The organism is Paenibacillus intestini, assembly GCF_030803945.1.
GTDB classification, from domain to species: domain Bacteria; phylum Bacillota; class Bacilli; order Paenibacillales; family Paenibacillaceae; genus Paenibacillus; species Paenibacillus polysaccharolyticus.
Map to the genome: position 1 here is coordinate 240,008 of NZ_JAURUN010000007.1, position 26,116 is coordinate 266,123.

At 48.9% G+C, this 26,116-nt stretch carries 24 protein-coding genes and 1 riboswitch; of the genes, 17 read left to right on the forward strand and 7 right to left on the reverse strand.

From position 1 onward, the window contains the following. The 7 genes from J2T16_RS19330 to J2T16_RS19360 all read left to right on the forward strand — a co-directional run bounded on the left by J2T16_RS19330 (position 1) and on the right by J2T16_RS19360 (position 9,689). Positions 1 to 660 carry a TetR/AcrR family transcriptional regulator gene (locus tag J2T16_RS19330; RefSeq protein WP_499019062.1) on the forward strand — a complete coding sequence of 220 codons (660 nt, stop codon included), beginning with the start codon at positions 1 to 3 and terminating at the stop codon, positions 658 to 660. Positions 661 to 752: 92 nt separating this feature from the next. Continuing rightward, positions 753 to 2,714 carry an alpha/beta fold hydrolase gene (locus J2T16_RS19335; protein WP_499019064.1) on the forward strand — a complete coding sequence of 654 codons (1,962 nt, stop codon included), beginning with the start codon at positions 753 to 755 and terminating at the stop codon, positions 2,712 to 2,714. 473 nt (positions 2,715 to 3,187) lie between these two features. Next, positions 3,188 to 3,607, forward strand: coding sequence for a chemotaxis protein CheW (locus tag J2T16_RS19340; RefSeq protein ID WP_186809797.1), 420 nt, complete (start codon positions 3,188 to 3,190; stop codon positions 3,605 to 3,607). A 203-nt stretch (positions 3,608 to 3,810) separates the two neighbouring features. Then, complete coding sequence (locus J2T16_RS19345; RefSeq protein WP_341181534.1) at positions 3,811 to 6,984, forward strand: DEAD/DEAH box helicase; 3,174 nt, start codon at positions 3,811 to 3,813, stop codon at positions 6,982 to 6,984. A 48-nt stretch (positions 6,985 to 7,032) separates the two neighbouring features. Then, positions 7,033 to 7,923, forward strand: a complete 891-nt coding sequence (locus J2T16_RS19350; protein ID WP_499019065.1) for a hypothetical protein — start codon at positions 7,033 to 7,035, stop codon at positions 7,921 to 7,923. 299 nt (positions 7,924 to 8,222) lie between these two features. Next, a complete protein-coding gene (locus tag J2T16_RS19355) occupies positions 8,223 to 9,194 on the forward strand; it encodes a D-alanyl-D-alanine carboxypeptidase family protein (protein ID WP_154891471.1) in 972 nt (323 codons plus the stop codon). Between the two features lie 96 nt (positions 9,195 to 9,290). Next, positions 9,291 to 9,689 (forward strand): RidA family protein, encoded by a 399-nt coding sequence (locus tag J2T16_RS19360; protein WP_253498157.1) that lies wholly within the window; start codon positions 9,291 to 9,293, stop codon positions 9,687 to 9,689. Positions 9,690 to 9,935: 246 nt separating this feature from the next. Here J2T16_RS19360 and J2T16_RS19365 read toward each other — a convergent pair whose 3' ends face one another. Next, positions 9,936 to 10,997 carry a copper amine oxidase N-terminal domain-containing protein gene (locus J2T16_RS19365; protein ID WP_499019066.1) on the reverse strand — a complete coding sequence of 354 codons (1,062 nt, stop codon included), beginning with the start codon at positions 10,995 to 10,997 and terminating at the stop codon, positions 9,936 to 9,938. A 250-nt stretch (positions 10,998 to 11,247) separates the two neighbouring features. Between J2T16_RS19365 and J2T16_RS19370 the strand changes: the two genes are divergently transcribed. Beyond that, entirely contained in the window at positions 11,248 to 11,724 is a 477-nt protein-coding gene (locus J2T16_RS19370; RefSeq protein WP_336121240.1) for a GNAT family N-acetyltransferase, read from the forward strand. Between the two features lie 38 nt (positions 11,725 to 11,762). Next, positions 11,763 to 12,833 carry a Gfo/Idh/MocA family protein gene (locus J2T16_RS19375; protein WP_499019067.1) on the forward strand — a complete coding sequence of 357 codons (1,071 nt, stop codon included), beginning with the start codon at positions 11,763 to 11,765 and terminating at the stop codon, positions 12,831 to 12,833. A gap of 165 nt (positions 12,834 to 12,998) precedes the next feature. On the opposite strand, the gene J2T16_RS19380 is transcribed toward J2T16_RS19375, so the two are convergent. Beyond that, positions 12,999 to 13,367 (reverse strand): hypothetical protein, encoded by a 369-nt coding sequence (locus J2T16_RS19380; RefSeq protein WP_090918577.1) that lies wholly within the window; start codon positions 13,365 to 13,367, stop codon positions 12,999 to 13,001. Between the two features lie 116 nt (positions 13,368 to 13,483). After that, a complete protein-coding gene (locus J2T16_RS19385; RefSeq protein ID WP_336121239.1) occupies positions 13,484 to 16,189 on the reverse strand; it encodes a UvrD-helicase domain-containing protein in 2,706 nt (901 codons plus the stop codon). Positions 16,190 to 16,544: 355 nt separating this feature from the next. On the opposite strand from J2T16_RS19385, the gene J2T16_RS19390 reads away from it, so the two are divergent. Together J2T16_RS19390 and J2T16_RS19395 are read left to right on the forward strand one after the other, a co-directional pair. Further along, positions 16,545 to 17,363 carry a zinc ribbon domain-containing protein gene (locus tag J2T16_RS19390; RefSeq protein WP_336121238.1) on the forward strand — a complete coding sequence of 273 codons (819 nt, stop codon included), beginning with the start codon at positions 16,545 to 16,547 and terminating at the stop codon, positions 17,361 to 17,363. A gap of 60 nt (positions 17,364 to 17,423) precedes the next feature. Then, on the forward strand, positions 17,424 to 18,227 hold the full coding sequence (locus J2T16_RS19395) for a TrmB family transcriptional regulator (RefSeq protein ID WP_090918573.1): 804 nt from the start codon (positions 17,424 to 17,426) through the stop codon (positions 18,225 to 18,227). 599 nt (positions 18,228 to 18,826) lie between these two features. Here the strand turns inward: J2T16_RS19395 and J2T16_RS19400 are convergent. Further along, positions 18,827 to 19,621 (reverse strand): NUDIX hydrolase, encoded by a 795-nt coding sequence (locus J2T16_RS19400; RefSeq protein WP_499019070.1) that lies wholly within the window; start codon positions 19,619 to 19,621, stop codon positions 18,827 to 18,829. Between the two features lie 79 nt (positions 19,622 to 19,700). Between J2T16_RS19400 and J2T16_RS19405 the strand changes: the two genes are divergently transcribed. Next, entirely contained in the window at positions 19,701 to 20,003 is a 303-nt protein-coding gene (locus J2T16_RS19405; protein WP_090918571.1) for a hypothetical protein, read from the forward strand. Positions 20,004 to 20,286: 283 nt separating this feature from the next. Here J2T16_RS19405 and mscL read toward each other — a convergent pair whose 3' ends face one another. After that, entirely contained in the window at positions 20,287 to 20,781 is a 495-nt protein-coding gene (mscL, locus tag J2T16_RS19410; protein WP_090918569.1) for a large conductance mechanosensitive channel protein MscL, read from the reverse strand. 146 nt (positions 20,782 to 20,927) lie between these two features. Here mscL and J2T16_RS19415 point away from each other — a divergent pair, with 146 nt between their 5' ends. The 3 genes from J2T16_RS19415 to J2T16_RS19425 all read left to right on the forward strand — a co-directional run bounded on the left by J2T16_RS19415 (position 20,928) and on the right by J2T16_RS19425 (position 23,329). Next, on the forward strand, positions 20,928 to 21,053 hold the full coding sequence (locus tag J2T16_RS19415; protein WP_499019071.1) for a hypothetical protein: 126 nt from the start codon (positions 20,928 to 20,930) through the stop codon (positions 21,051 to 21,053). Then, positions 21,045 to 21,144: riboswitch (purine riboswitch) on the forward strand. (Overlaps the previous gene by 9 nt.) Positions 21,145 to 21,378: 234 nt before the next feature. Further along, on the forward strand, positions 21,379 to 21,966 hold the full coding sequence (locus tag J2T16_RS19420) for a xanthine phosphoribosyltransferase (RefSeq protein WP_090918567.1): 588 nt from the start codon (positions 21,379 to 21,381) through the stop codon (positions 21,964 to 21,966). 1 nt (position 21,967) lies between these two features. Continuing rightward, positions 21,968 to 23,329, forward strand: coding sequence for a nucleobase:cation symporter-2 family protein (locus tag J2T16_RS19425; RefSeq protein WP_336121236.1), 1,362 nt, complete (start codon positions 21,968 to 21,970; stop codon positions 23,327 to 23,329). Between the two features lie 345 nt (positions 23,330 to 23,674). On the opposite strand, the gene J2T16_RS19430 is transcribed toward J2T16_RS19425, so the two are convergent. After that, a complete protein-coding gene (locus J2T16_RS19430) occupies positions 23,675 to 24,013 on the reverse strand; it encodes a DUF4870 domain-containing protein (protein ID WP_090918563.1) in 339 nt (112 codons plus the stop codon). Positions 24,014 to 24,084: 71 nt separating this feature from the next. Further along, positions 24,085 to 24,357: a transposase gene (locus J2T16_RS19435; protein ID WP_090918561.1), complete on the reverse strand. Its 273-nt coding sequence runs from the start codon at positions 24,355 to 24,357 to the stop codon at positions 24,085 to 24,087. Positions 24,358 to 24,752: 395 nt separating this feature from the next. Here J2T16_RS19435 and J2T16_RS19440 point away from each other — a divergent pair, with 395 nt between their 5' ends. Both J2T16_RS19440 and map read left to right on the forward strand, forming a co-directional pair. After that, positions 24,753 to 24,941, forward strand: coding sequence for a hypothetical protein (locus tag J2T16_RS19440; protein WP_017690840.1), 189 nt, complete (start codon positions 24,753 to 24,755; stop codon positions 24,939 to 24,941). 205 nt (positions 24,942 to 25,146) lie between these two features. Then, on the forward strand, positions 25,147 to 25,902 hold the full coding sequence (map, locus tag J2T16_RS19445) for a type I methionyl aminopeptidase (RefSeq protein WP_090918558.1): 756 nt from the start codon (positions 25,147 to 25,149) through the stop codon (positions 25,900 to 25,902). Positions 25,903 to 26,116 lie beyond the last annotated feature (214 nt).

The window sequence follows — 26,116 nt, forward strand, 5'->3', positions numbered from 1 at the left end:
ATGAATAACGTTAACCATACATCACATCAAGGGACTCCTGAATCTTCTAAACCATCCAAACCTAGAAGCTCCAGTCCCAGAAATTCTAGTCCAGTTAACCGTACCAAAGCGGTGGAAGTTGCTGCGCAGTTATTCCTCCGGCAAGGCTATGCTTATGTCAGCATGGATGAGGTGGTGCGTGTCAGTGGCGTATCCAAATCCAATATCTATTATCATTTTAAAAACAAGGAGGAACTGCTTCAGGCGGTTGTGCAGTTCTGGATTGCACAATATGAATCCGAGCTGTACTTGCTACTAAGTCAGCGTGAGCGGGGAGTGGAGGAACGCATCAACTCTTTCCTGGAATTGCTCTCGGCAGGTATAGAAAGTAGAAACTTTGAAGGTACATGCCCGTTTGTCACTCTTTATATGCAGGCACCGGAAAGTGCTTCCCTGGCGAAGGAAAGCATCTCGATCTTTTTCCGAGAACTTGTACCTATGGTGGAGAAGCTGTTCCAGCAAGGGGCAGAACGAGGCGAATTCCGCAAAGGGATTGAGCCGGGGGCGGCAGCTTCCTTATTTGTCGTAGCACTTGAAGGTTCGCTGATCTTGGCTGGAACTTCTCGTGATCTGGGTATTATAGAGCAGTCCGCATGTACGTTTTGTCAGATGCTTCGTTAAACGAAGCTCTTTTTTTGAGATTAATTAGTACTAAATAGTACTAATATGTAGTTTGATAATAAACGAGATCAAGATAAATTGGAGGCATATCGATGAACGAAGCAAGATTAGAGCAAACCGTTCTGTTTATGACAGGTAGTACCGGTTTTATTGGAAAGGAAACAGTCAAACAACTTGTGGAGAAAACAGATATACATATGCTGCTGCTGGTTCGCTCCGAGCGGCGCGCCAGATCAGTTCTGGAGAGTTACGGTGTGAGAGGCTTTGAACGGATTACGTTTATCGAAGGTGATTTATCTTTGACAGGTTTAGGGCTTGTTCGAGCAGATCGTGAACGCATCAGGAAGGCGAATGTCGTTCTTCATGCAGGGGGAACGATGGACATTACGCTGGGACGAGAGACAGCAGAAAAAACCTTTATGCATGGAGCCAGAGAGATTGCTCAGCTGGCTCAGGAGATGAAGTTTGGCGGAAGTCTGCGACATTTCATTCATGTGGTTGGTTTTATGAGCCCTTATGGGCAAGGGAATGAGCAAGAGAAACAGGAACAGGTTGAAATGAATCATGCCGGTAACCAAGAGAGTGCTTATGAAGAGATGAAATTCAAGGCCGATGCTTATATAAGGGCACATGCAAAACAGTATGACTACCCGTTGTCCGTGGTGAATCCCAGTACGGTAGTCGGGCCACGCCCAACAGGTGAAACCGAGCAGACTGGCGGGATCGGGTTACTTATTGGAGCCGTTCAGAAAGGTTTTATGCCGGTTGTGCCTGGTGGATCGTCGTACTGGTTGCCACTCGTGGAGAATGATGTGGTGGCAGAAACACTTGTCTTTCTAATTCGAGATGAGGCACCGTTCGGAGGGACTTATCCACTGCTCGCCCGTAAAGAAGAGAGTCCAGACATGAAGGAATTGCTGCATCTGATCACAAAGCAACTGGATGTGCCCAGACCGGCAGGATCATTGCCGTTATCCTGGATTCAACGCCTTATGAGCCTTGGTGGAAGTCGCGTCAGCGGTATACCTTCACAGTCACTTGCTTTTATTACAGACAGGACATTTCCGGTAGAGGAGACTGAGGGGTTGATGCAACGAATGGGGAGAAACTGGCCAGATATCCGGGAGCAGCTTCCGTTCATTATTGCTGATCTGGATTACCGGCTTCTGTCCAAGGCTGAAGCTGAGCATAAACATGTTCTAAACGATTATATCCGTGTACGTTTGGGAAATCTGGCGAGTTTAGGCTGGGAAGGGGAGGGGGAGCCGTGGGTGATCGTGCATGGTTTGTTGCAAAGTGCCGATGATTTGCTTCCATTAGGGTCACAATTGCGGAAACTTACGGGTAATCCTGTCTGGATCGTTGATCTCGCAGGATTTGGTCGTTCACCTGTTCACCAGGCAGAAGATGCATTTACAGGTCAGGTTAACGCTCTTGTGGAAGCCTTATCTGAAGTGCAGGGTCCAATCAAACTAGTAGGTCACTCTGTAGGTGCAGCTATCGCGGCGGCAGCGTTGAAGCGAAGCGGACGTACCGATATCCGTTTGGCGTTACTCCAGCCTGTTGCGGACAATGTGAATGAGGGGAATAATGGACGTTTAAAACAGGTGCTTCATCTGCCTAGGCGTGTTGTGAGGACATTACTGCGGAGTAAGTCCCGGAGCAGTTGGGCGCGGGTGTTTAGTGCGAGCGGTGAAGAAGTGGTGGATAAGATCAGCGTTACGAGGCTGGCTGAGAGGGTACAAGCCTATCTCCGTTCACCTCGTATAGCGGGTGCACATGTAGATTTGTTGCGATGGATTCACTTGGGACATAAGCAGATGATAAGCTTTTGGGATGAACTCGGAAGCTTTCAGCAGGCAGGGTATAACGCAGACCCACTGGTTGTTTGGGCTGAAAAGGATCGAGAATATCATTTTCCTGCTAGTTTACATGCGGGTTATACAAAAGTGGAACTCCCCTATGGGCACTATTTTCCAGTTTTTCAGGTTGAACGTACAGCGGAAATCCTTCTTGGTTGGGCTGGTGAAAGCGATGTGAATAACAACAGGTAGAAAGTGTGAAATCCAATATTGTTATTGAAAGGCTTTCCACAATATGTCCACAGTGGAGGATAAGCAGGCGAAAAACGACAAAGTTTACGTTAGATTTACAAACAAATACACAACATGTCCACATCAAAATTATGAATATCCACATAAATGAAGGTATCTATCCACAGATTGTGAGCAACATGTGCACAACTTATCCACAAATGGGGTATAACTTTATATTTTTATTCAAGATAAGCAAAGTTTTAGAATTTTTTAATGGGTTATCCACAGAAATGAGGGTTAAATCGCTTATTTTTCAAAGAAAACAGGGAAAGAGATGTAACTGCGATTCTTCTTCTTGAAAGCCTAAACAATTACGCCAAAATTACCGATACAACATGTAACGACTCATCGTCTAAAGTTCGACAGCCAAAAGCGTGTTGATGATCTGATTTTACGGAATGAGAGGGTATGGGGACATTATGGATGAAGTAATGCAATATATTAATTTCTCGGTGGGAGATCAAATTTTTGCACTTCGCATTGATCAGGTTCATGAAATTATTAGAATGGTAGAGGTTACAACGGTTCCTTTCGGAAGTCCAGAGATCAGAGGATTCGCTTCATTGTACGGTAAGGTAGTTTCTGTCGTGAGTCTTCGTGTGTTGCTCGGCATGCCGGAGAAGGAAGATACCTCATCTACACGAATTATCGTAGTCCCTTACAAGAACGGGTATGTGCCTCTAATTGTAGACATGGTAGATTCGGTTGTGACGTATGATCGTTTCGAAGAGCCTGCAGAAGAACACCGCCGCTTTATGCTTGGTGTTTTTGATAAAATCGGATTCTGTGCGGATCACCGCGCGGGTATTCTGAACCTGGATGTGCTGCTCGGAAGTCTGGTCAGATCCTGATCGGATCAAAAATGGTGACCGTCTGACGGCCCGCATCATTAAATGTTTAAACAAAATGTTCCTCATCCGAATAATGGAGAAGGGGCATTTTTTTGTATAGAAAAAGAGCATGATCAGCACTTTTTATACGTAAAGGTTTTTAAATCCGTCCATTTTCGTATATGATGGAGAGTAACAATGCGAAGGGATGACGGGAGACTGTAATGATGCAATCGCTGTATGGAGTATGGCTTGGAGACGTATTTTTTTGTTTTTCCGGTGAAACATCGGAACCGCGCGTAGATGCATGGAGTCACGTGGTGCGAAGGCTGCAATTTGGCGACGGGGGTCGTCTGTTTCAGCCTGCCGCGCTACGTCTTGCCGAACTGCGCTGGCCGAATCCGCTTCGAAATGCGGCAGAAGCCAAAAACGTAAAGCGGAGGCAGTTGCTTGGACGCACGCTTGAAGGATTGGCGGTTTCACCGAAGGATGCTTTCAGACTGTTATTGCAGTGGGACGATCAGATGTTACATGCAGCTGGGATTCAGGCTGGAGAAGAGATGCGTTACTGGGTCAAGGCAGCACAGTTCACACAGGAATTGTTGCTACGAGGGGCAATTGCTCCGGCGGCGGCATTTGCCGCTAAAACAGGCGCAAGACGGCGAACGGGTCAGGAGACCCTTACAGGGGTGTGGCATCCGCGTTTGCAGCTTGAAGAAGATCAGGAGCGTTTCAGAAGCCTTGCCGAATCGATGCCTCCCATTGCGCTGTCAGCGCCGGGGGCCTACGCCTCCACGGAGCCGGAGACACGTGAGGAAGCGGCAGGCACGGTATTGTTTTCATTTATGAGTGGCATCATTCATGCGGTGGTAACGAATGAACTGGAGAGCATGGATAGTGAACTTTCACGTTACCGGACATCGTTCAGGCGCGGCTCTTCACCGGTGTCTGAGCTATGGTGGAACAGTCTGATCTCCATATTCCGCCCAGTCACTGTGCAAGGACCGACAGAGGATATGGCGGACTTCGTGGATGCGATCCATGAGGCCGGGGGTACAACGATGCCTGCATTTGGTGTCGAAGAAATGCCGCCTGCGGAAGGGAAGTTCAGACTGGTCCTGCGTTTGGAGCCGCCTCTGGGGGAGCAGGAGACGACCTGGGGTATCAGTTTCTGGGTGGATAGCGATCAGGAGGCAGGTCTCAGGCTGCCTGCACGAAGCATTTGGGCACATCCTGAGCGTGATCTGGATCGGGGAAAAGTCTACTACGCCTCTGTGGCAGAACAGTTACTGATGGCCATCGGTGAGGCGTCTGAGCTGGCACCAGAACTGGAGACTGCTTTGCTGCATGCTCGTCCCGAGGGGATGCAGTTGCAGCAACAGAGTTTTTTTGAATTTCTTACCCATGCCGTTCCCAAGTTGCAGAAGGCTGGGGTAACGGTTCTAATGCCGTCGAGATGGAGTCGCGCGGGGAAACGACGTGCAGGTCTGCGCTTGCAGATGATGAACGGAGCACCGGAGCGTCAACCTGGAGCTGGTTCTACACTCGGCATGGAGCAACTCGTAGCCTTTACAGCAGAGCCGATGCTGGATGGCAAGCCGATTACGGCAGAGGAACTTGCCGCACTGGCTGAATCCACCGTTCCCTATGTTATGTTTCGCGGGGAATGGATTGAAGTGGATACCAAAGAGATTCGCCAAGTGCTTCGATATATGAAAAAAGAAGAAGAACAATACATGCCGCTTTCCGAATGGCTACATCTTGCCGCAGATGAAGGGGAAGATTCCATTTGGAAAGGGATGTCTGTTTTTGGTGCTGAATCTGAAGGCATGCTCGCTTTCCTACTAGAGGGACAGGTGCTTCGTAACATTGAACCTCGCCGAGTGCCAGCGGAGTTGCATGGTGAACTGAGACCGTATCAGGAACGTGGATTTCAGTGGTTATCTGCCATGGGTGAACTGGGCTTCGGGGTATGTCTTGCCGATGATATGGGACTTGGAAAAACGGTTCAGGTCATCACTTGTCTGCTGGATCGCAAAGAGGAGGAGCGCCAGGCTGCACTGCAAGAAGCTCAGGAGTCCGTTGGTGATCCAGATACAGATATGCCGGAAGGTCAATGTCCTACACTTATTGTCTGCCCAACATCTCTACTGGGCAACTGGCAGCGTGAGCTGAAGCGTTTTGCTCCAGACCTGTCACTGTATATTCATCATGGTGGACAAAGGCTACATGGAGATGCTTTCGAAGAGGAAGCGCAGAAGCATGACATCGTGCTCACAACCTATCACCTGGCAGGCCGTGATGGCCCGGATTTGGCTTCGTTGCACTGGTCGACCGTTGTACTGGATGAGGCACAGTATATTAAAAATTATCGGACGAAGCAGGCTCAGAGTGTCATGCGGCTGTCCACTTCTCATCGGATTGCCATGACAGGAACACCGGTGGAGAACCGTTTGAGTGAGCTTTGGTCTATTTTCCAATTCCTGAATCCGGGATATCTCGGTACATCTTCTTCGTTCCGCCAGCGGTATACAGGTCTGGCGCCTTCGGAAGAGAACGCAGCTTCGCTCCGGGAACTGCATCGACTGGTGTCGCCGTTTATGTTACGCAGGCTGAAGAGTGATCCGGATATTCGCAAAGATTTGCCAGAAAAGCTGGAACTGAAATCCTATTGTTCACTAACACCGGAGCAGGCGATTCTGTATCAACGGGTCGTGGATGATCTCATGGGTGGTCTGGATGGACGGAACGGTATTGCGCGTAAAGGGATCGTATTATCCTCGCTGACCAAGCTGAAGCAGATCTGTGATCACCCTGTTCTGGCGGACAGCAGCCGGAAGGAGCATGGCAAGGCCGAGGCATCCGGCAAAATGGAACGATTGCTCGAATTGCTGGATGCTATTCGGGATAATGGAGAATCGGCTTTGATCTTTACCCAGTATGTTGCGATGGGGGATCTGTTGGTTTCCAGACTGAACCGGCGTTATGAGGAAGAGCCTTACTTCCTGCACGGTGGAGTTTCCAAGGCGCAGCGGGATGAAATGGTGGAGACATTCCAAAGAGGAGAAGGACCGTCTATGTTTGTCCTGTCTCTTCGTGCAGGCGGCGTGGGTCTGAACCTGACACGGGCAAGCCATGTCATTCACTATGATCGTTGGTGGAATCCGGCGGTGGAGAACCAGGCGACAGACCGGGTATTCCGTATCGGGCAGAATCGCAACGTTCAGGTACACAAGTTGATCTGCCAGGGTACATTGGAAGAACGAATTGATGAGCTTATTGAGAGCAAGAAAGCTCTCTCCGAGCAGGTTGTAGGTTCGGGTGAAAACTGGCTGACCGAGATGTCAGACGATGAACTGCGTAGTCTGATCTCGCTTCAAGGAGAGACTTGGTTATAGATTAACACTGAGGTATGTAGTGGATAAGGTTATTCACACTACATTTGAATGTTTGGCAATGAAGGCAAAATCGGCTTGTTGTTGGTAAAGCTGGTTTGCATGATCAATGAAGAGAGGGGGATGATGATGAGCGAAAAATGGAACGTAGAGCTGCATATGTCCCCCGGAGTGTGGACAGCAGAGGTGAATGCAGCGGCGGATTCGGGAGAGACTGTGCCCGGGTCCGCTGATACAGATCAGACCGGAACAGCCGCATCCGGCGTGTTCACGGTCACAGGCACGCTGCCGCAGCTAAGCGAGGCGCAGCGCGAGGCCGTGCTTGCGCAGCTGCGCAAGCGCCCGCTGGCGCTGTACGCCCTGCTGCGCGGTGGCCCGGCGCCAGAGGAGCTCGCCGGGCTACTGCCCGCGGCGGCACCTGCTGGCACGCCAAGCGAGGCCGCGCTCGGCGCTGCGCCTGCAGCGGCGTGCACCTGCGGCCGTGCGGGCTGCGCGCATGCCGCGGCGGCGGAGCGCGCCGTTGCTGCGCGCCTCGCGGCCGAGCCGCTGCTGCAGCTGGCGCATGCCGGCCTGCCGCGCGAAGCGCTGCTCGCCGGCGTGCTGGGATCATGGGCAGAGGAACTTGCCCATGATCCCAGCGGCCCGGGCCGCGCAGCGGAAACGGCGGGCCGCCCGCAGGCACGGGCTGGCGAAGGCGGCGCGGCCGTCGGCGAGTGGATCGCCGAGGCCGCCGCGGACGGCGCCATGCACCAGCCGGGGCCGGGCTTCGGGGCCGTGGAGGTGCGGCTTGCGCAGCCGGGCAAACCGCCTGCGCTGCCCGAGCTGACCGCGCTGCTGCCGGGTGTGCCCGCAGCAGCCGGTCTGGATCTCATCCGCGAGCGCGTGGCTGCGCGGATGTGGCAGGCTGTCCAGAAGCAAAAGGACAGCCCGGCAACCAAATGAGGCATCACACAAGTACAGCAGGGGAGATCACCAGATCGCCCCTGCTTTTTTGTGGAGCTTAGCTTTCATTTCCAGTTTCCATCTGAAGTTATCTAAGATTGGGATGTTGCATTAAATGTACAGAAATAAAGGCTACGAGCTGTATAAAGGGTATATCCTTGCATAGAGACTGGGAGAAGGAACTCTTTACTGGTGGAGCTTATCGTACATTTAAGGTATACTGTCGCAGGGAACATCATAGTAACCATGAGAAAACGCAAAAAAGATATTCATTCTACTAAGGTGATAGGAGTTTTATGATGAAATCAGGAACAGGAAGACAGCGCCGAATCGTGGTTCTGCTGTCCTCATTTATGATATGTGGAGCCTTGCTGGCTGCGTGCGGTTCCGGTGCGAACGAGAATCAGAACGCGAACGGAACACCTAACACGGAGCAGGGAACGGATGGCACAACCGTGCATTTGACCGATGAATCTGGCTCAGATGGCAAAGGTAATGCGGAGGGCAATAACACAACCAATTCGGGTAGCGATGAAGGCACAGATAACGGCTCAGGCAGCGTATCTACCGGAGAAGGGCAGGGTTCTGCGGACAATGGAAGTGGTGGTGCAACAGCAGAAGATCCGCTCATGGAGAAACGCAGCATCAGCGCTCTGCAGACCACGATTGACTCCCAATCGGTGGTTACTAATGCGGAGGCCATGACGGTCATTGTCAACAAACAGCGTAGTCTGCCGGAAGGTTATGAGCCGAGTGATCTGGTCGAGCCTGACGTGCCGTTCTCATTCGAGGGGCCACATGAGAAACGTCATATGCGCAAAGAAGCTGCGGAAGCGCTGGAGAAACTGTTTGCTGGTGCCAAAGCAGACGGGATTGAGCTTCGTGCCGTGTCTGGATACCGGTCTTACAAGCGTCAGGTATCCATCTACAACAATAATGTGAAAACCAAAGGGGAAGAGTATGCTTCCCGTGTAAGTGCCGTTCCAGGCCGCAGTGAACACCAGACAGGTCTTGCCATAGATGTATCCAGTCCAAGCGTGGGCAATGTGCTGGAAGAGGTGTTCGGCTCATCCAAAGAAGGCAAATGGCTGGATGAACATGCTGCCGAATATGGCTTTATCATTCGTTATCCGAAAGGCCAAGAGAGCAAGACGGGTTATGTGTATGAGCCTTGGCACATTCGTTATGTTGGTGCAGATATTGCATCCGATGTTGTAAAGAGTGGTTTAACGCTGGAAGATTACTTTGACGAGGCTAATATTAAACTGTAATTCGCTGGTACGTTATTTAAGCCCCCTGAACAAAACCAAGCCTTAATCAAGGTGAAATTGACTTGTTCAGGGGTCACATAAAGCGAGGTTAGGAAAATGAGCAGACAGCAGGTATTTACGGGCTCCCCTTGGGAACCACTGGTTGGGTATTGTCGTGCAATTCGTGTAGGTAACCGGGTTGAGGTTGCTGGGACAACAGCAATGCAGGATGGCGTCGTTGTGGGTGCGGGTGACCCGTATGTGCAGACCAAATTTATTTTGGAGACGATCGAAAAAGCGCTGAAAGAGCTTGGTGCAGACTTGACCGATGTGGTTAGAACACGTATGTTTGTCACGGATATTTCGAAGTGGGAAGAGGTTGGCAAAGCACATGGCGAATTCTTCGGACAGATCCAGCCTGTAGCGACGATGGTCGAAGTCAATGCGCTCATTGATCCTTTGCTAATGGTGGAGATCGAGGCTGAAGCAATTATAGAATCTTCAGATGAGGCTTGATCATATTTTCTCTATCCGGAAAACAGAAGAAATATAACAGATAACAGATAACAGATACTTACCTTAGAATGCATACCTTAGAAGTTTTGATACTTACTCATTTGTGAAAAAACCTTTCCACGCCCTGGCAGAAGACAGGAGGGAAAGGTTTTTAGCTTTTCTAGCCTTTACGCGTCATTCCACATGTACTCTACTTTACTTGCCTATAGGCTAATTCTAACTTCCTATCGGCACATCCTACCGCCTTTACTCGGCTTTGGGCTGAACTGCCGGAATTTCTACAACCACTTTCCAAGCTGTCCCGATTGGAGGCAGGCTGCGAGTCAGCATCGGGCTATAGAAACCCATCACTTTGGCATCTTTAGTCAGTTGCTCGGCTTTTACAATTTCGCCCCTCTGGTTCACTAGCGAAGTTTCTTTTTCGATATTCAAAATGACATGATCTGGTGCAGTCTCAGCCAGACGTGTACCTTTAATCTCAATCTGGGATACCGTGCCGTCCTTCATAATTACATTTTCAATCGTACCGGAGGTTCCAAAAAGTTCTTGAGGTTGCGCTGCTGTTTCAGCTGCTGTATCCAGGACAGTTACTTTATAGGTTGGTGTTTGTGGAGGCAGACTTTTGGTCATCATCAAGGAGTGTTCAGCTTCTACCATCATACCGATAGACAGATCGGCTAGTTTAATCTCTTTTCCCTCTGCGGAAGTGAAAGTTGTTTTCTCGCTTAGGTTCAGCACGACACCATCTGGCCCTGCGCCACCAATCTGAATGGATTGATATTTATCCTGATTTGAAATCCGGGTAATCACACCGCGTTCTGTAACCGTTTTGATGTCCTCCTCACTTCTAATCTCCACCTGATTTCCCGTTGTACTTACTTGGGCATGTAGGACTTTCTCCGCAAAAACAGCAGGTACGTAAAGTGTTCCGTCCTTGATTTCAGGTGCTGTACCGAGGGTCAGCAGCATTTTGTTTACAGAGTAACGATCTTTACCCGCAAAAACCTGAGTCCACAAGGCGCCGCGAGTCAGCTCTGCGGACTTGTCTTCCTTATGCCATTTCAATTCGATTCCGAGAGCTTCGGTTAGCGCTCGAAGCGGGATCATGGCAGCCTTATCGTCTTGAGTCCAATATCCGTTAGCAACCGCTGCACCATTGACGGATACATGTACAACTCCTGTAGTACTGCTCGGGGCAGAAGTGACGGTTTCCTGCATAGGTTGTACCGTGTTATCTACTGAAGCAGCATAAGCAGCCCCGCCGCTTAGTGCCATTGATAGAGCCATGATGGAGCTTACCTTTTTCATGTTGTTTTTCATTCGTAATCATCCCTTCTCATCTGCGTTGTGTCGCGGTAAACTTTTATACAGATCACCGCATCTCATCTTTACTGACGGGATAACCTGTCTCAGTGTTGCAGTAGGATATAAACACTGTAAGCGCCGTATGTTCGTTTCAATTCGAAATATTGCGTAAGAAGCAGGTTATCAGCAGTAGGATTAGGTTAATTTCAAAGTATGCGGATCATTCCGTGCCAGATGAGGAGGAAACGAACCGATGAGTGATATGTTGGTTGCGCTTTATCGTCTGCCTGAGCAACACGGCGGGCTGGAAAAACTGAAGGCCGCATCCATTGTCATTCGCAGAGCTATTGCTCCGGAGAAACAGCAGGTGCTGAACTGGGTGAGAACCCATTTTAACCAGCATTGGGTAGATGAATGTGATGTCGCCTTTGCCCGTCAACCTGTGACCTGTTATATTGCGCTGGAGCATGGAAGAATGATTGGTTTTGCCTGTTATGAAGCGACCTGTCGTAATTTCTTCGGCCCTACTGGCGTAAGCCTGGATGCCCGTGGAAAGGGTGTTGGGACTGCCTTGCTACTGGCTTGTATGCATGCGATGAGAGCGGATGGCTACGGTTACGCGATTATCGGATCGGCCGGGCCGATGGACTTCTACAAACGAACGCTGGGCGCAGTGGAGATTGAAAATTCAACACCAGGTATTTACGAAGACATGCTGCGGGCAGACTAGACGTTAACGAAGTTTTGGAAAAGGGAGGGAGGACGAAGATGAGCACCAAGCAAATGCTGCATATCGGTATGATTGGCACAGGTTCGATCTCGGATCTTCATATGAGGTGTTATGCCAAAAATGAGGATGCCGTCATCTATGCCATCTGTGATCTGAACGAGGAACGGGCCAAAGCAGCCGCACAGAAATATGACGCTCAGTCCGTATATACCAACTATCGTGAGATGCTGGAAGACCCGCATGTCGATGCGGTCAGTATCTGTACATGGAATAATACGCATGCGGAATTTGCCATTGCGGCATTGGAGGCTGGCAAGCATGTGTTGCTGGAAAAGCCGGTGGCTACGAATGTGGAAGACGCACTGCGAATTGAGGAAGCGGTGAAAAAAAGCGGGCGTACCTTTGTTGTGGGTTTTGTACGGCGGTACGATAACAACATGCAGATGCTGCGCAGATTCATTGATGCCGGCGAGTTTGGCGAGCTTTATTATGCGAAAGCGTCGATTTTGCGGCGCCTGGGTAACCCGGGCGGCTGGTTTGCGGACAAGGCTCGTTCCGGAGGTGGCCCATTGATTGACCTGGGTGTACATATCATCGATCAGTGCTGGTATCTTATGGGTAGACCGAAGCCTGTTTCCGTCAGCGGGAATACGTATCGTAAACTCGGCAATCGTGCGAATGTGGAACATCTCTCATTTTACAAAGCGGCAGACTACAGTGCTGCGATCAATAATGTCGAAGATATGGCCAATGCCCTGATCCGTTTTGAAAATGGTGCTTCTCTGGCGGTAGATGTGAGTTTTACCCTCCATGCCCGTGAGGATGAATCCTTTGTTAAGCTGTACGGTGAGCGCGGCGGATTTGAACTGGAGCCCAAAACACTGATTGTCACCGAGAAACATGACACCATCATGAACATCGAACCGCAGACAGATCATTCCGGTCTGGATATTCACGGTGCATTCCAGAATCAGATCGATCACTTTGTAGAATGTTGCCTGAACGGTACGCCGCCCATCAGCCCGATTGCGGATGGGGTGACCTCCACGCGTATGCTGTGCGCCATCTATGAGTCTGCCGAACAAGGGCAGGAAGTGCGTTTGGATTAGACGTTGAAAATATAGAATATAAGGAATATAAAAAATAAATAATAACGGAAAGTTAAATCATGACTATTCTCGCGGGAAATTCCGCTGACAGAATAACCCTCCTTCTAAATGGTAAATGGAGCAGAAGGAGGGTTATTGCTTTGGTTATAGGATGGTTGCATTTCATCATTTATTCATCGGTGAGTTTTCATATCCCGGGTCATCGTAGTCCGTATTCTGAAGCTTTGGAAGCACGTCCATGTCCTCTATAGCCTGTCTGGTCTCCGTTGTACCATGATCGTAGAGGAAGGTGTACAGCATCGTCACGCCGTCTGTTAATCGTTCATTTCCATCGTCGTGGTCTGCCGATTTGTAAGGTACGGGGGCCCGCTGTAACGAGTAGTCGTCCCCCTCCTCAAGCACTTTCATCAGATCTTGCAATGTTGCCAATTGTCCATCATCCACAAGGACTTCGAACGGAGTAGATTCGTTTCTCGTTCGTTCAATAAGGTTATGAGTTACCGACACATACAGATGTTGTTTGCCTTCCTGCATAATCCAACCCCCATTTCAATATTGAAAAAAAGACCATTTTACTGTTGAATTGGAAAAAAGACGCTTCTACTGTTAATAAACAGCAGCAAGCGCCCTGAAACGAAGAAGATGCTTCTCTATTTTCCAAATCGATTCGTCATTGGAACCTGCCGGGTGCCGGCAATCATCGTTCCTGAACATAGTGGACAGACAGGAGGGCCAGAGTTGGCCTTTTTCGACGTTTTACTGGACGCTACAGCCGGTTTCTGCCTCAACCATGCTTTGCATGTAACAGAACTACATTTCCAGACGGCCACCGTTTCTGTCCGCTCGGCTTTGTTCACACCAGATCGAGTAGAATCAGGATGCGTGGAAGTGCTGGAAGTGGAGGTTGTAGAGGCAACTTTTGGATGAAGTCCGGGTGTACTAAATGCTTTATGATCTCTAATAATTCCGCTGCCGCGTTTCTCGCTGAGACGATCTTCATCCCGCTCATCCAGCATCTCCATTTCCCGATGATCCTTATGGTTAATTGCACTACGCTGCCGATCGTGCTGCACATAAGATGAAGTTTGATGTGCAGTACCACCCTTACCATTTTCACGTCTGCCGGCATCTTTAGCGTTACCGATGCTTTTCCAGTTTCCGTTGCTGCTTCGGTTGTTGCTATTTCCGTTGTTGTTCCTGTTATAGCTTGCGTGTCCATCATTACTAGATGACGACGTGCTGCCGCTGCGTGCCTCTTCCCGTGTTTTACGTTTGTCTGGAACCTCCATGCCAAAGGCTTCAAGCAAGAAACGCGACACATCAGCAGGTTTGCCGTGATGGCTTGCGGGTGATGTCACATATAAGTGTTGCTTCGCACGGGTAATGGCTACATAAGCGAGTCTGCGTTCTTCCTCCAAAGCCATATCCAATTCAGCATCCGTCTGCTGCACGGTGAGTGCTGCCTTCTGATCTTCCGGAATATCCTGACGCAAGGCGGTACTGTGCGGCACAATGCCTTCACTGGCTCCGATCCAGTACACACATGGGAACTCCAGTCCTTTGGCCCGGTGAATGGTCATGAGCTGCACCGCATCACTATCCTGCGCCCGGCGCAGTGATTCCATCTCGCGATGTCTGCGGGACAACTCGTCTGCGAATTGCACGAATTCTTCCACGGTTTCGAACTTTTTGACAGCCGCTTCGAATTCATCCAGTGTTTCCAGCATCGTTTCCTTATAATGAGTAAAAATAGTCGGGTCGCCGCTCTCCATATACTTATCGTAGAACTGGCGGCGCATCTCCTGAATCGCGATAATCGGCTTCAGCTTGTGCAGAGATTTGATCAGCTTGATGCGTTCCTTGACCTGCTCCTGTTGAAAAGGCTTCAACTTGTCCCATTTGCTCAGATGGATTAGCGGATATTTCTTGGCCTGTTCCTGCTCACAGCGCTGGATATACTCCAGACCGGCATCCCGGGACACATACAGCGGGCCGAGTGCGCTTGGCAGAGCATCCATCGCTCGTGGGTTCAGAGACAGGCGCATATGATCCATTAACGGCTTAATCAGTGACTGATCATAGAACACCGGAGCGGCCCCGTGTTGTACAAAGGGCACATCCTTCAGCACCAATTGCTCAAATACCGCCCGGCTGCTACTGGCTGTTCGGTGCAAAATAGCAATGTCCCGATATGGAAACTGTCCTTCCTCCACCTGCTCACAGATCTGATTCACGACCCAGGCGGCTTCTTCCTCGGCGTTAGATGGCGTAGCGAACCGGGGCGCATCCCCGCGTTGTCCTGCGGCACGCAGCCGTTTGTCACGTCTGCGTTTGTTGCGTGCGACCAGCTCGCTTCCAAGTCCCAGAATACGCGCATCACTGCGATAATTAATATCCAGCGTCACAATACGTGCACCTGGGTATACTTTATCGAATTCCAAAATCGATTCCTGCCGTGCGCCGTTGAACGTATAGATCGTCTGGTCATCGTCTCCAACAACCATCAGATTGCGGTGTGCTCCAGCGAGCATCTGTACAATCTCGTATTGCAGCCGGTTTGTATCCTGAAATTCATCAACCATAATATATTGAAAACGCCGCTGCAGCGGCTTTAACACCGCCGGATCCCGAAGTAGCGCAGCCGCGCGCAACAGGATATCATCAAAGTCCATTTTGCCGCGATCCTGTTTCCAGCTTTCGTATCCGAGCAATACCCGCTTGGCATCGCGCTCATCTTGCGTTTTCTCCGGCAAGTCTGCCGTGTCTGAACCTTGCATCTTCCAGGCGGACAGCATCGCAAGCAGACTCTCCGGCTGAAATGCCTCGCTCATGCCATTTTGGCGAAGAAGCATTTTTAGCACCGTATGCTGGGCCCGCGACTCACCAAAAATGTCTTCTTGCACCCCGTAATGGCGCAACAAAGTCAGCGCAAACGAGTGAAAGGTGCGTGCCTGTACCGCTCTTGCTGCAGCAGGTCTGATCCCTGGCAAAGCAGAAATCCGGTCCTTCATCTCGGCCGCTGCCTTGTTGGTAAACGTTACGAGCAGAATGCTGCCCGCGTGTACACCGCTGACTTCCATCAAGTAGCCTGCCCTTGCAGCCAGCACGGTTGTTTTGCCACAGCCAGCACCAGCGAGGGTGAGAATAGGCCCTCTGCCATGACGAACAGCCGAAATTTGCGGACCATTGAGTTTAATGCCGGCTTCTTCAAGCGAGCGGAAATAATAGGCGTCCTGCTGATCATCACCCACAAGCTGCCGGCTGGTTTCCAGCGGCGCCGAGGGAGATTGAGGCAAGGAGGACGCGGGGGTCACCCCGAGCGGACGGGGGTAGAACGTTGAGTTCGGACTTAACATGTTTCATCCACCTCTGTATACATTCAGGGATTGAATAATCCCGTTCAAGAGTAAAGAATTTGCCCTTTTCACAATCGCATTGTAAATTGGTAAGATAGAGTAAGTTGCGAATCCTGCGTGTTCCATTCATATGGAGTCAAAGTTCCATTATACCGAACGTATGGTCTTGACGAAAGCCCCTGTTTTGATCCAATATCCGCATAAAATGGGGTACCAGCGCGATTTTTCGCAACTTTTTGGCTTCATATCGTATAAGTTATATATCCAGAGCATCTCGCATGTTGCGAATTGCTCACCTACTAACTAATGAAGAATAATAATGATATTGTTTTGACGGGACAGAGGAGGAATTGTGATGAAACTGCTTCAGCGCATCAAAAACGGAGCAAACAAAGCAACAGAGCGTGCACAGCACGCCGTTGAGATTGGCAAACTGAACAATCAGATTGTGGGCTTGCAACAGGAACAGGAAGTCCATTTTACCGATATGGGCCGCATCTTCTATGAAGGTTATCGTGCACAGGATATGACGCTCGCTGAAAAGGAAATGGTAGATCTGTCTAATCTGTGTGACGAGTTACAGGATGAGATCGACGCTCTGCGTAGCAAGATTGCCGAGTTGAAAAATGAACGCCTGTGTGAGTGTGGACACGTTGCATCACTGGATGCCAATTTCTGTCCGAAGTGTGGACGCAAATTGGGCGAATCCAAACCGGGTGCAGCTGCATCGGGAATGGCCGGAGCGGCAGGGGTTGCCAAAACGGCAAATCATGAGACGGCAGCTGCACAGAACCCGGTTACGGAGCAGTCGATTTTTGATGCACCGCCGGCTGTGGAAGAACATGAAGAGACCGAGCCGTATCATACGGTTATCCCTTCGATTGCGGATCTGGATACGGAACCGGGATATAACAGCACCGAGTTTACGCTGGAAGAGAAGGAAGCGTTCGATGCAGAGTGGGAACGCCGCAGAGAAGAGGAAATGCAGCGGGAACGTGAGCGTCAGCAGGAGCTGGATGAGCGTATTCGTTATTGGAAAGAAAACAATCCGATCGTGAACACCGTAGATGTGCAGACGGAAGTGCCACGCGAAATGGTGAAGTGTCAGATTTGTGCATCCGAATTGCCAAAAGGCTCGAAGTGGTGCCCGCGTTGCGGAGCCGAGCAGATTTGATGCAGTAGACGTGCTGCCGTTAGGCAGTGCTGGTTGCTGACAGCATGGGGGGACAGAAATATGGACCAACTGCTGCATCATCTACGTCATCTCGGGTTCACCGAGATGGAATCTAAAATTATGGTGGAATTAGCCCGCCAGGGATCAGCCTCTGGATATGAGGTAGCCAAACGGCTGGGTGTGTCCCGTTCCAATGTATATGCAACCTTGCAACGACTGGAATCAAGAGGATTTCTCCGGTGCAGTCCGGGAGAACCTGCGAAGTACAGCATGTTGAAACCGGAAGAGATGACACGCATGATCTCGGATCAGATGCATACTTCTCTGGATTACGTCGAGCGAAGCATGCCGAAGAGCGAACCGGAGAAACCTGTGTTTTACAATGTCGAAGGCGACAAAAATGTTCTGGAGAATCTGAGTCGTGAACTTGCCGCAGCGCAGCACGAGATTGTAGTGGATGTGTGGCGCGAGGAAGCAGAACTGCTTCGAGAGGAGTTGCAACAGGCTGAGGCTCGGGGTGTACGCTTATTGTGGTCCTGTGAAGGTGGGGAAGGTATGGTAGATCAGCCGCTTCCTTTGCCGGGATTGCCCTCACATGGCATGGGTAACGGGCGTAAGTTCTCGCTCGTTGTAGATCGCCGCTGGTGCATGCTGGGCATGCGTGGGGAGTCATGTCCTACGCAGGCCGTGGTCACAGCTCATCCGGTAATGACCGGATTGCTACTGAATCATTTTGCACAAGAACTGGTGCTGTATGAACTGGAGCAGGATATCGGCGAGGAGTTGGAGGATCGCTACGGACGTCGGTACGCAGACATTGCTGCACGGTACTGGTCTACCCCTGCACCAGATCATGAACAGTAACACTACAGTAGCAGGAGAGCTCTTACGGGAGAAATAAGAAATACCAAAAAGGACGAGGCGCGAACAGAAGGGTTCGTTGCGGCTTCGTTCTTTTTGTGTTGTTTTGTGTTACTGATCGTGGCACCTTATAGCCTCTTTGTCTAGCACATACTCGAAAACCTACGGCTTGAGCGCTAACGATCACCACAAGCCTTATTTTGGAGAAATCGACCTCTTTCAGATTCTAACGATCCTCAGGAACGCTATTTCGTCCAAAAAACATCTTTTCACCGCCAATAGAGCCATTTTTGCCTAAATAACGTCTCTGGTGATCGTTACATTTCACGAGACCCCGAAATGGGGCAAATAACGTTCCCTGTGATCGTTAGAATTTTTCTGAGCCCAAGCTCGCGCACATTCACTTTAGGTGGTTCATGGGTACAACGATACAATTCAGAACCCAAATGCAGTGATGCTTGTTACAGCATTGGTTTGCCATCCGGTTGATAGTAAAGGAATGCTCCTGGAATACCTAAAGGGTAATGTGATTGGAATAATGAAGGTAATCGTCTAGGGATGAGTTAAACGTATGAAATGATGCTATTTTTGAGAAAATGAAGTTAGACCCCATGTACTCGTTTCAAAGCTTTGAGTACGTCGATATAATACGTGGAGCCATGCGGCACAAAATCCGCCGTGCTTACTTCGCATATGAGGCGTGCAGCACTGGCGGAATGCTCATAATCGCCATGATTGGACGAAAGGTCGGTTGATGTCATTGTGATTTCTTGGGTGCACTCAGACAGTAACTCACCAGTTCGTAGGGATGCGGTTAAGGGTGTGTCATCCTCTAATGGGGTAGATAACGCTTCACCTTCTTGCACGAATGTCTGTTGCGCACGCACACCAGATGTCTGCACGGCATCTTTCTCTTGGCGGAACAGGGCGAGCAAGTCATCCAGTGGCGCTTCATAGAGACTATCCACTTCGCTAGCCTGAAGAACATAGGACTCCAGTGGCTGGTTCAGGCACAGACCGTAGACAGCACTGAATTCCCGATCCAGAAACGGAATACCACGCACCTCACCCTGTAGCTGTTGCCTAGCCGTGAACAAATAAGTCAGTGCATCGAATGAGGTATGCACACCGAGCTCTTCTTCGAGTTCACGATGTGCATCCTGTAGCTGTTCACCGGCTACGAGGTGGCCTGCCGCTGTGATATCATAATATCCGGGAAAAGTATCTTTAATATCCCGTCTTCGCTGAAACAGAACCATGCGCTTGTCGCCTTCGTCACGCACGATCCAGCAATGAAAGGAACGATGCCAATATCCTTTGGCATGGACCTCATTTCGGGGTGCTGTACCGATCCATTGTTGCTGATCGTCATAAATGTCGAAACGTTCTGGGGTCATGAAACGTATCTCCTTATATAGCAGAATTTAAAGTTCAAAATTTCACAAAGTATCTTTTTAACGAAAGGGGAACGATTGTATGGAATGCATTGTACACTTTCAGGTGATTTATCCGCAACCTCAGGAGCGTAAAGCGCTTAGGGGACTTATCTTTGTAGGGCAAGGTCAGGAGCCGGCCACGAGTCAGCTTACGACGATGTTCAAAGACATGGGATTTCATGTTCGTTTGGAAGACGAAGCACAGTTGTTGTTTAAACCGACGGATGCCAGCGCCAATTTTGAATACATTCGGGTTACTGAACTGGATACCGGGGAAGAGGTCTACAAGGAAGACAAAGATCTCAAATCGATTCTGGAACACTTGCTGCCAAAACGTTTCTAAATAAGAGACGCATGACCAGCATACAGCAATCACAGTAAATAAAAAAAGGTCCCACCATTAAGGTGGAACCTGAACATTTGCAGGTTTGATGTACTTTATACGCGTATGCATAGCTAAAATAGTTTTCGATCAAACAAGAATGAGTATGCTTAAATGCTCTATAGATGCAGACAATAATCATTACATAAGCGTACATTGGCTTAGATGTCATCGCTGTATCAAGAATCAAACCTGCGTTTTGCTTTATTTAATTGTTTGCTCTACACAATAATAGATCAGACCCTTATGCCGGAGCGTTGCTTCCTTCAGCCTCGAGCTGGGAAGTGCATTGGGAACAACGAGTAGCTGCAGCCGGAATTTCAGACAGACAGTACTTGCAGGCTTTCGTTGTTTTTTTCGGCTCAGGCTTGGCATGTTCTTTGCGCTTCAGATAGTTAATGCCTTTAACCAACATGAAGATACAGAACGCTACGATAATGAAATCAATCATCACATTGATAAATTGACCGTAAGCAATGACGGTGGCACCGGCTTCGTTGGCTTGAGCCAGTGTCGTGATGTCTTGTCCACCGGCTGTCTTTACGTCAGGGTCCAGGTTAATGATTTTTTGGCTGAAATCAATTCCGCCGAGCAGTTTTCCAACCGGTGGCATGATGATATCATTCACAAGGGACGTAACGATTTTTCCAAAAGCAGCTCCGATAATTACACCGACCGCCAGATCAATGACGTTGCCGCGAACAGCAAACTCCTTAAATTCTTTCAGTATGCCTTTCATGTAACAATCTCCTTTAACGACTAGATTCGGAACGCATCCTCCAAGGTAAGTCCCGTCAGGATACGCTTTTGTTCTCATATTGTACATAAAAAATGAAAATCAATCATCCCCCATTATGCAAAAGAAACATCGTTTCCGCAAATTCCATGAAAATACCTCTTTATTTCAAGCCGCCAATTCGGTATACTTCTAACATTGTCAGTGAGATTACACTTTTACATTCAGGTTCGCAATTATACATGGATACGAATCGTGAAGCCAAAATGAATTGAATAGCCGTTACTCGTATATGTGCAGGAATAGGCCTGCATGTCTCTACCCGATCACCGGAATGATTGGACTACGGGAAGGATGCTTCTACGCTCTGCGTGGGTTAAGGTTAGGTCTGCCTAAATACATAGGTATGGCTTCCTGAGCCTCACCCTGTGGCGTATGCAGTGTTCGAGCGGCTTGTGTCCGTACAGGAACAAGTCCGTCTTTCCCGTCTCCGGTTCATGCCGCAGGTGTGGACAGGCGGGCTTTTTGTTTTTTTACCCGGAAGAGATATTGTGGAGCAGACTGTACATGGCGGTAGAGGGCATTTGGGAGGAAAAAACGATGCAATTGTTAAAAGACAAAGTAAGACAGGAAGGCATTGTCCTGTCCGAGCAGGTACTCAAAGTAGACTCATTCCTGAACCACCAGATGGACCCCGTGTTGATGAAGGAAGTTGGCAAAGAGTTCATTCGTCGGTTTGAAGGGGAGAACATTACACGTGTGCTGACGATTGAATCATCCGGCATTGCGCCGGGTATTATGACCGCACTGGAACTCAATGTTCCGCTGATCTTCGCCCGTAAGCAGAAGTCACTTACCCTAACCGAAGATATTTTGGTGGAGAAAGTGTATTCCTTCACCAAGCAGGAGACGAATGAAATCACAGTAGCGAAGAAGTTTATGAACCCCGGCGACCGCGTGCTGATCATTGATGATTTTCTGGCGAACGGCGAAGCTGCATTTGGCCTGGCTCGTATTGTAGAACAGGTTGGCGCCGAAGTCGTTGGGATCGGGATCGTGATTGAAAAAGCATTCCAGCCGGGAGGCCGTCTGTTGAAAGAAGCGGGTTACCGCGTGGAATCTTTAGTTCGTATTGGAGCACTGTCCGATGGACAAGTAACTTTTGCAGATGAGGAGGGCACGAACTAGTATGGCACGCGAACGTATTTTTCAACGTCACCGGCATCCGGCCAAAACCTTCTCACTTGGCTTGCAGCACGTACTTGCGATGTATGCAGGAGCTGTTATTGTCCCTCTAATTGTTAGTAGCGCACTTGGATTCACACAGGAGCAACTTACCTATTTGATTGCGATCGACCTGCTTGCTTGCGGTGTAGCTACACTGCTTCAGGTCTGGGGCAATAAATATTTCGGCGTTGGCCTGCCAGTTATGCTGGGCTGCGCCTTCCAGGCCGTATCTCCGATGATTATGATCGGGAAGAGCAGCGGCGTATCTGCCATTTACGGTGCCATTATTGCCTCTGGTCTGTTCGTTCTCATTTTCTCGGGTTTGTTTGGCAAACTCATTCGGCTCTTTCCGCCAGTGGTTACAGGTTCCGTGGTCACCATTATTGGTCTGACCCTGATTCCGGTAGCATTTACCGATTTGGGTGGGGGTCAGAATGCGGAGGACTTTGGCAGCGGTGTACATCTGTTGCTCGGTTTCGGTGTATTCATCTTCATTATTTTAATGACTCGTTTCACTACAGGTTTTGTACGCTCCATCTCTGTATTAATCGGTCTGTTCGTTGGCACAGTGGCTGCTGGCTTCATGGGTGAGGTGAAGTTTGCTCCCGTTCTTGATGCAAGCTGGTTCCATATGGTTCAGCCATTTTATTTCGGAAGACCGACCTTTGAGATTGTACCTATTCTGACGATGATTCTGGTCGCGATTGTCAGTGTGGCCGAATCTACGGGCGTATTTATGGCTCTGGGTAAAATGTTGGACAAGGATCTGACCTCCAAGGATTTGGCGCGTGGATATCGTGCAGAGGGACTGGCTATTGTGCTTGGGGGGATTTTTAACTCGTTCCCTTATACAACGTATTCGCAAAATGTAGGGCTTGTACAGATGACTCGTGTGAAGACACGGGATGTCATCGTTGTTGCAGGCGGTTTGCTGATCGTTATTGGCTTTGTACCAAAAATTGCTGCTCTAGCTCAGCTTGTTCCCGGATCAGTGCTTGGCGGTGCCATGGTGGCGTTGTTCGGTATGGTGATTTCGTCGGGTATTCGCATCATTGGCACTCAGGTGGACCTGAACCGTCATGAGAACCTGTTCATCATTGCATGTTCTATTGGCATGGGACTAGGGGTAACGGTGGTACCGCAGTTGTTCGCAGGTGCACCAGCCTGGGCTCAGATTATGCTGGGCAATGGTATCATTGCAGGTAGCTTTACGGCAATCTTTATGAATTTGTTGTTTAATGGCCTCGGCAGTAAAGAAACAGCTGCCCAACTGGCTGCACAGCATACAGATGAGATGGCTCAGGAGAACACCAAGACTGCATAAAGGTGAGGTAAGGAGTAATGTAAGGCTGGATAGGATTATGGCTTGGAGTGGGATCTATCCCTTCATAAACTGGCCGGAATCGCTGTTCCTTTTAGCCTGATGCTTGGTCAGAAGGGTTATTATGTAAAGCGTACATGATGAATGATTCACGTCATAAAGCATGTTGACTCAGCATATGAATGATTTATTTCTTATATTATTCATGTTATAAAATATCAATGCGATGAAGTATAAGTTAACCTTTATTTTGGACAGTTAACATAATTTACGCACAGCAAACACCGAAACAATGGGTTCAGCAAAAACCATTGTTTCGGTGTTTTCTTGTTATTGCACGATACGATATTATAGGTGCCGCATCTGCTTCTCGGCAAAATCACCAACCCAAGGTAGCTTAAGCCATTTTCCTTGCAGACTTGTAACGACGGTCAGGAGCCATACGATTACACCTAACAGGGATAACAGTGAAGCTACAAGTGGACCAAACAGTGGGAGAAAGGCCGACAGTACATGCCCAACCATAATCAGTCCGAAAACCGTCACGGATTGAAGGGCATGGAACAACACAAATCGGCTGCGCTTCTCCACGGCTAGAAAGATGATGCCGCCTACAAACGTGAATAAATAACACAACATGCCGGCTATATTTTCATCCAGACCGCTGGACGATTTCATGGGAGACATTCGGCCCAGCCTCCTTTGTCCTTTTTATATAGGCTATGTAGGAGGTGGACAGAACTGAACCGATGAATGGATTAAGTTTGAATCTGTCTGCGAGGACTGGTTATTTTCCCTTTTTTATCTTCATCATCTTCCTTGGGCACCAGACGCTCATCTGTTTTTCCTTCATGATGATTATCAAATGCATACTCTGTCAGCTTCCATTCGGTCTTGCCGAGTACGAGGTCGGCAGGAAACTCTTGCCCCCGGTGAAGGTGCTCTTCCTGCCCGGCTTCATTGACATAAACGCCGTCGACCTCAACCTTTTCATGCGAAAGGGGTAACATATCCTGTTCTTTTCGTTCCATAACAGGTCCTCCTTTTAATTCCATATAGTTAACTAATTTGGTGATCCAAGATAATATCCCCCGAATAGTTGCGGGTTATGCTGGATAGATTAATCCGTATAGAATAAACATTTTATAAAATATGATTCGGAATTAAACTTTTTGGGCAGTAAAACCGTTATATATATTAGGAAAAATCGTCAAGTCGTAACGAGGTTCCGAATATGATACAATAAGATTATGATTCAACCTGAATCATATCGGGTATTTATAGTGTCAGGTACTTGCTATTCGGCGAGGTTCCCGACCTAAAGCTTGCTTTAAGCCGCGCACACAACTTCATGAATGGCATTTAAGACTTATTCGGCGTTCTCTAAACGGAGCATTCACTTTCAACGTTTTGGGAGGGAATTACAATGGCAACGAAAGGTCACAATGAGGTCAAAGAAAGTTTGAGGGAAATGACTCGGATTTTCCGTCCTAAAGATCCAAAAAAATTCGTGAAGGAGTATGTGAGAAAATACCGGATTACGGGTGGATATGAGGAAGAATTGACTTCTGTCGTTGAGCATGAACTTGTCAAGATGGATTCTTCCGTATCCTGAAACAACACCAACTTCTGATTATACTGTTCCAATATGAATAGAACCGTCTCTCGGGCCTTGGCTCCGGCAGACGGTTTTTTTTGCGTTTGTGGAGTCAATTAGCATGTATCTATATTATCTTGGATTTGGTATCACTTTAGGGGCTTTGTTCTGAATTGCCTGCATATACATGGAAGTATACCTACAGCAGGAAGGATGAAGGCATGTGGACCCTATATTGAAAACCAGAGAAGAGATTGGCTACATGCGAGAAGCGGGACGGATATTAAAAGAATGCCATCAACATATTGAACAGTACATGGTTCCAGGCACCACAACAGCGGAGATTAACGAGCACGTTGAAGCCTTTCTCGCGGATCATGGAGCCACACCTGAGCAGAAAGGGTATAAAGGTTATCCCTATGCTACATGTGCTTCCGTCAACGATGTGGTCTGTCATGGGTTTCCTGGGAGCCAGGCACTTGCAAGTGGAGATGTCGTGACGATTGATATGGTAGTAAACAAAGACGGCTGGCTTGCTGATTCGGCCTGGACATATGCCATAGATGAACCGAGCAGATCTATTCGTCGGCTTATGAAACGTACGGAGAAGGCGCTTTATAAGGCGATAGCACAGGCCGTTCCAGGGAATACACTTGGAGACATTGGTAGCGCAATTGAACGAACGGCACGATTGTACCGATATGGAATCGTTAAACCGCTTATCGGCCATGGCATAGGGCAATATATCCATGAGCCACCGAATGTACTGCCTTATGGAAAACGAAAAACAGGAATGATGCTTACTGAAGGCATGGTCATAACCATTGAACCCATATTCACGAAGGGTAGCTCCGGGGCTGTGGTGTGGGATGAGGATGGCTGGACAGTCCGAACGCTGGATGAAAGCTGGGGCGTACAGTATGAACATACCGTAGCCATTACCAAGGATGGGCCGTTGATCCTAACGGATGGAACTTAAACGAAAATTTTCCCTCTATAATTGAATAATTGAAATGCTGTAAAGCTGGCGTGAATGCTCCATGCAAATATCGACTTGAAGATCCATGGGGCAGAATCGTCCATTTCCAGTTGGTGTGGTAATCGTTTCCTGAAAAGGCGAAGAATCTTTTTGCATAATCTTGCATGTTTTTATTGTGATAAAAGTCGCCAAGAAATCTGATATCATCACCGAA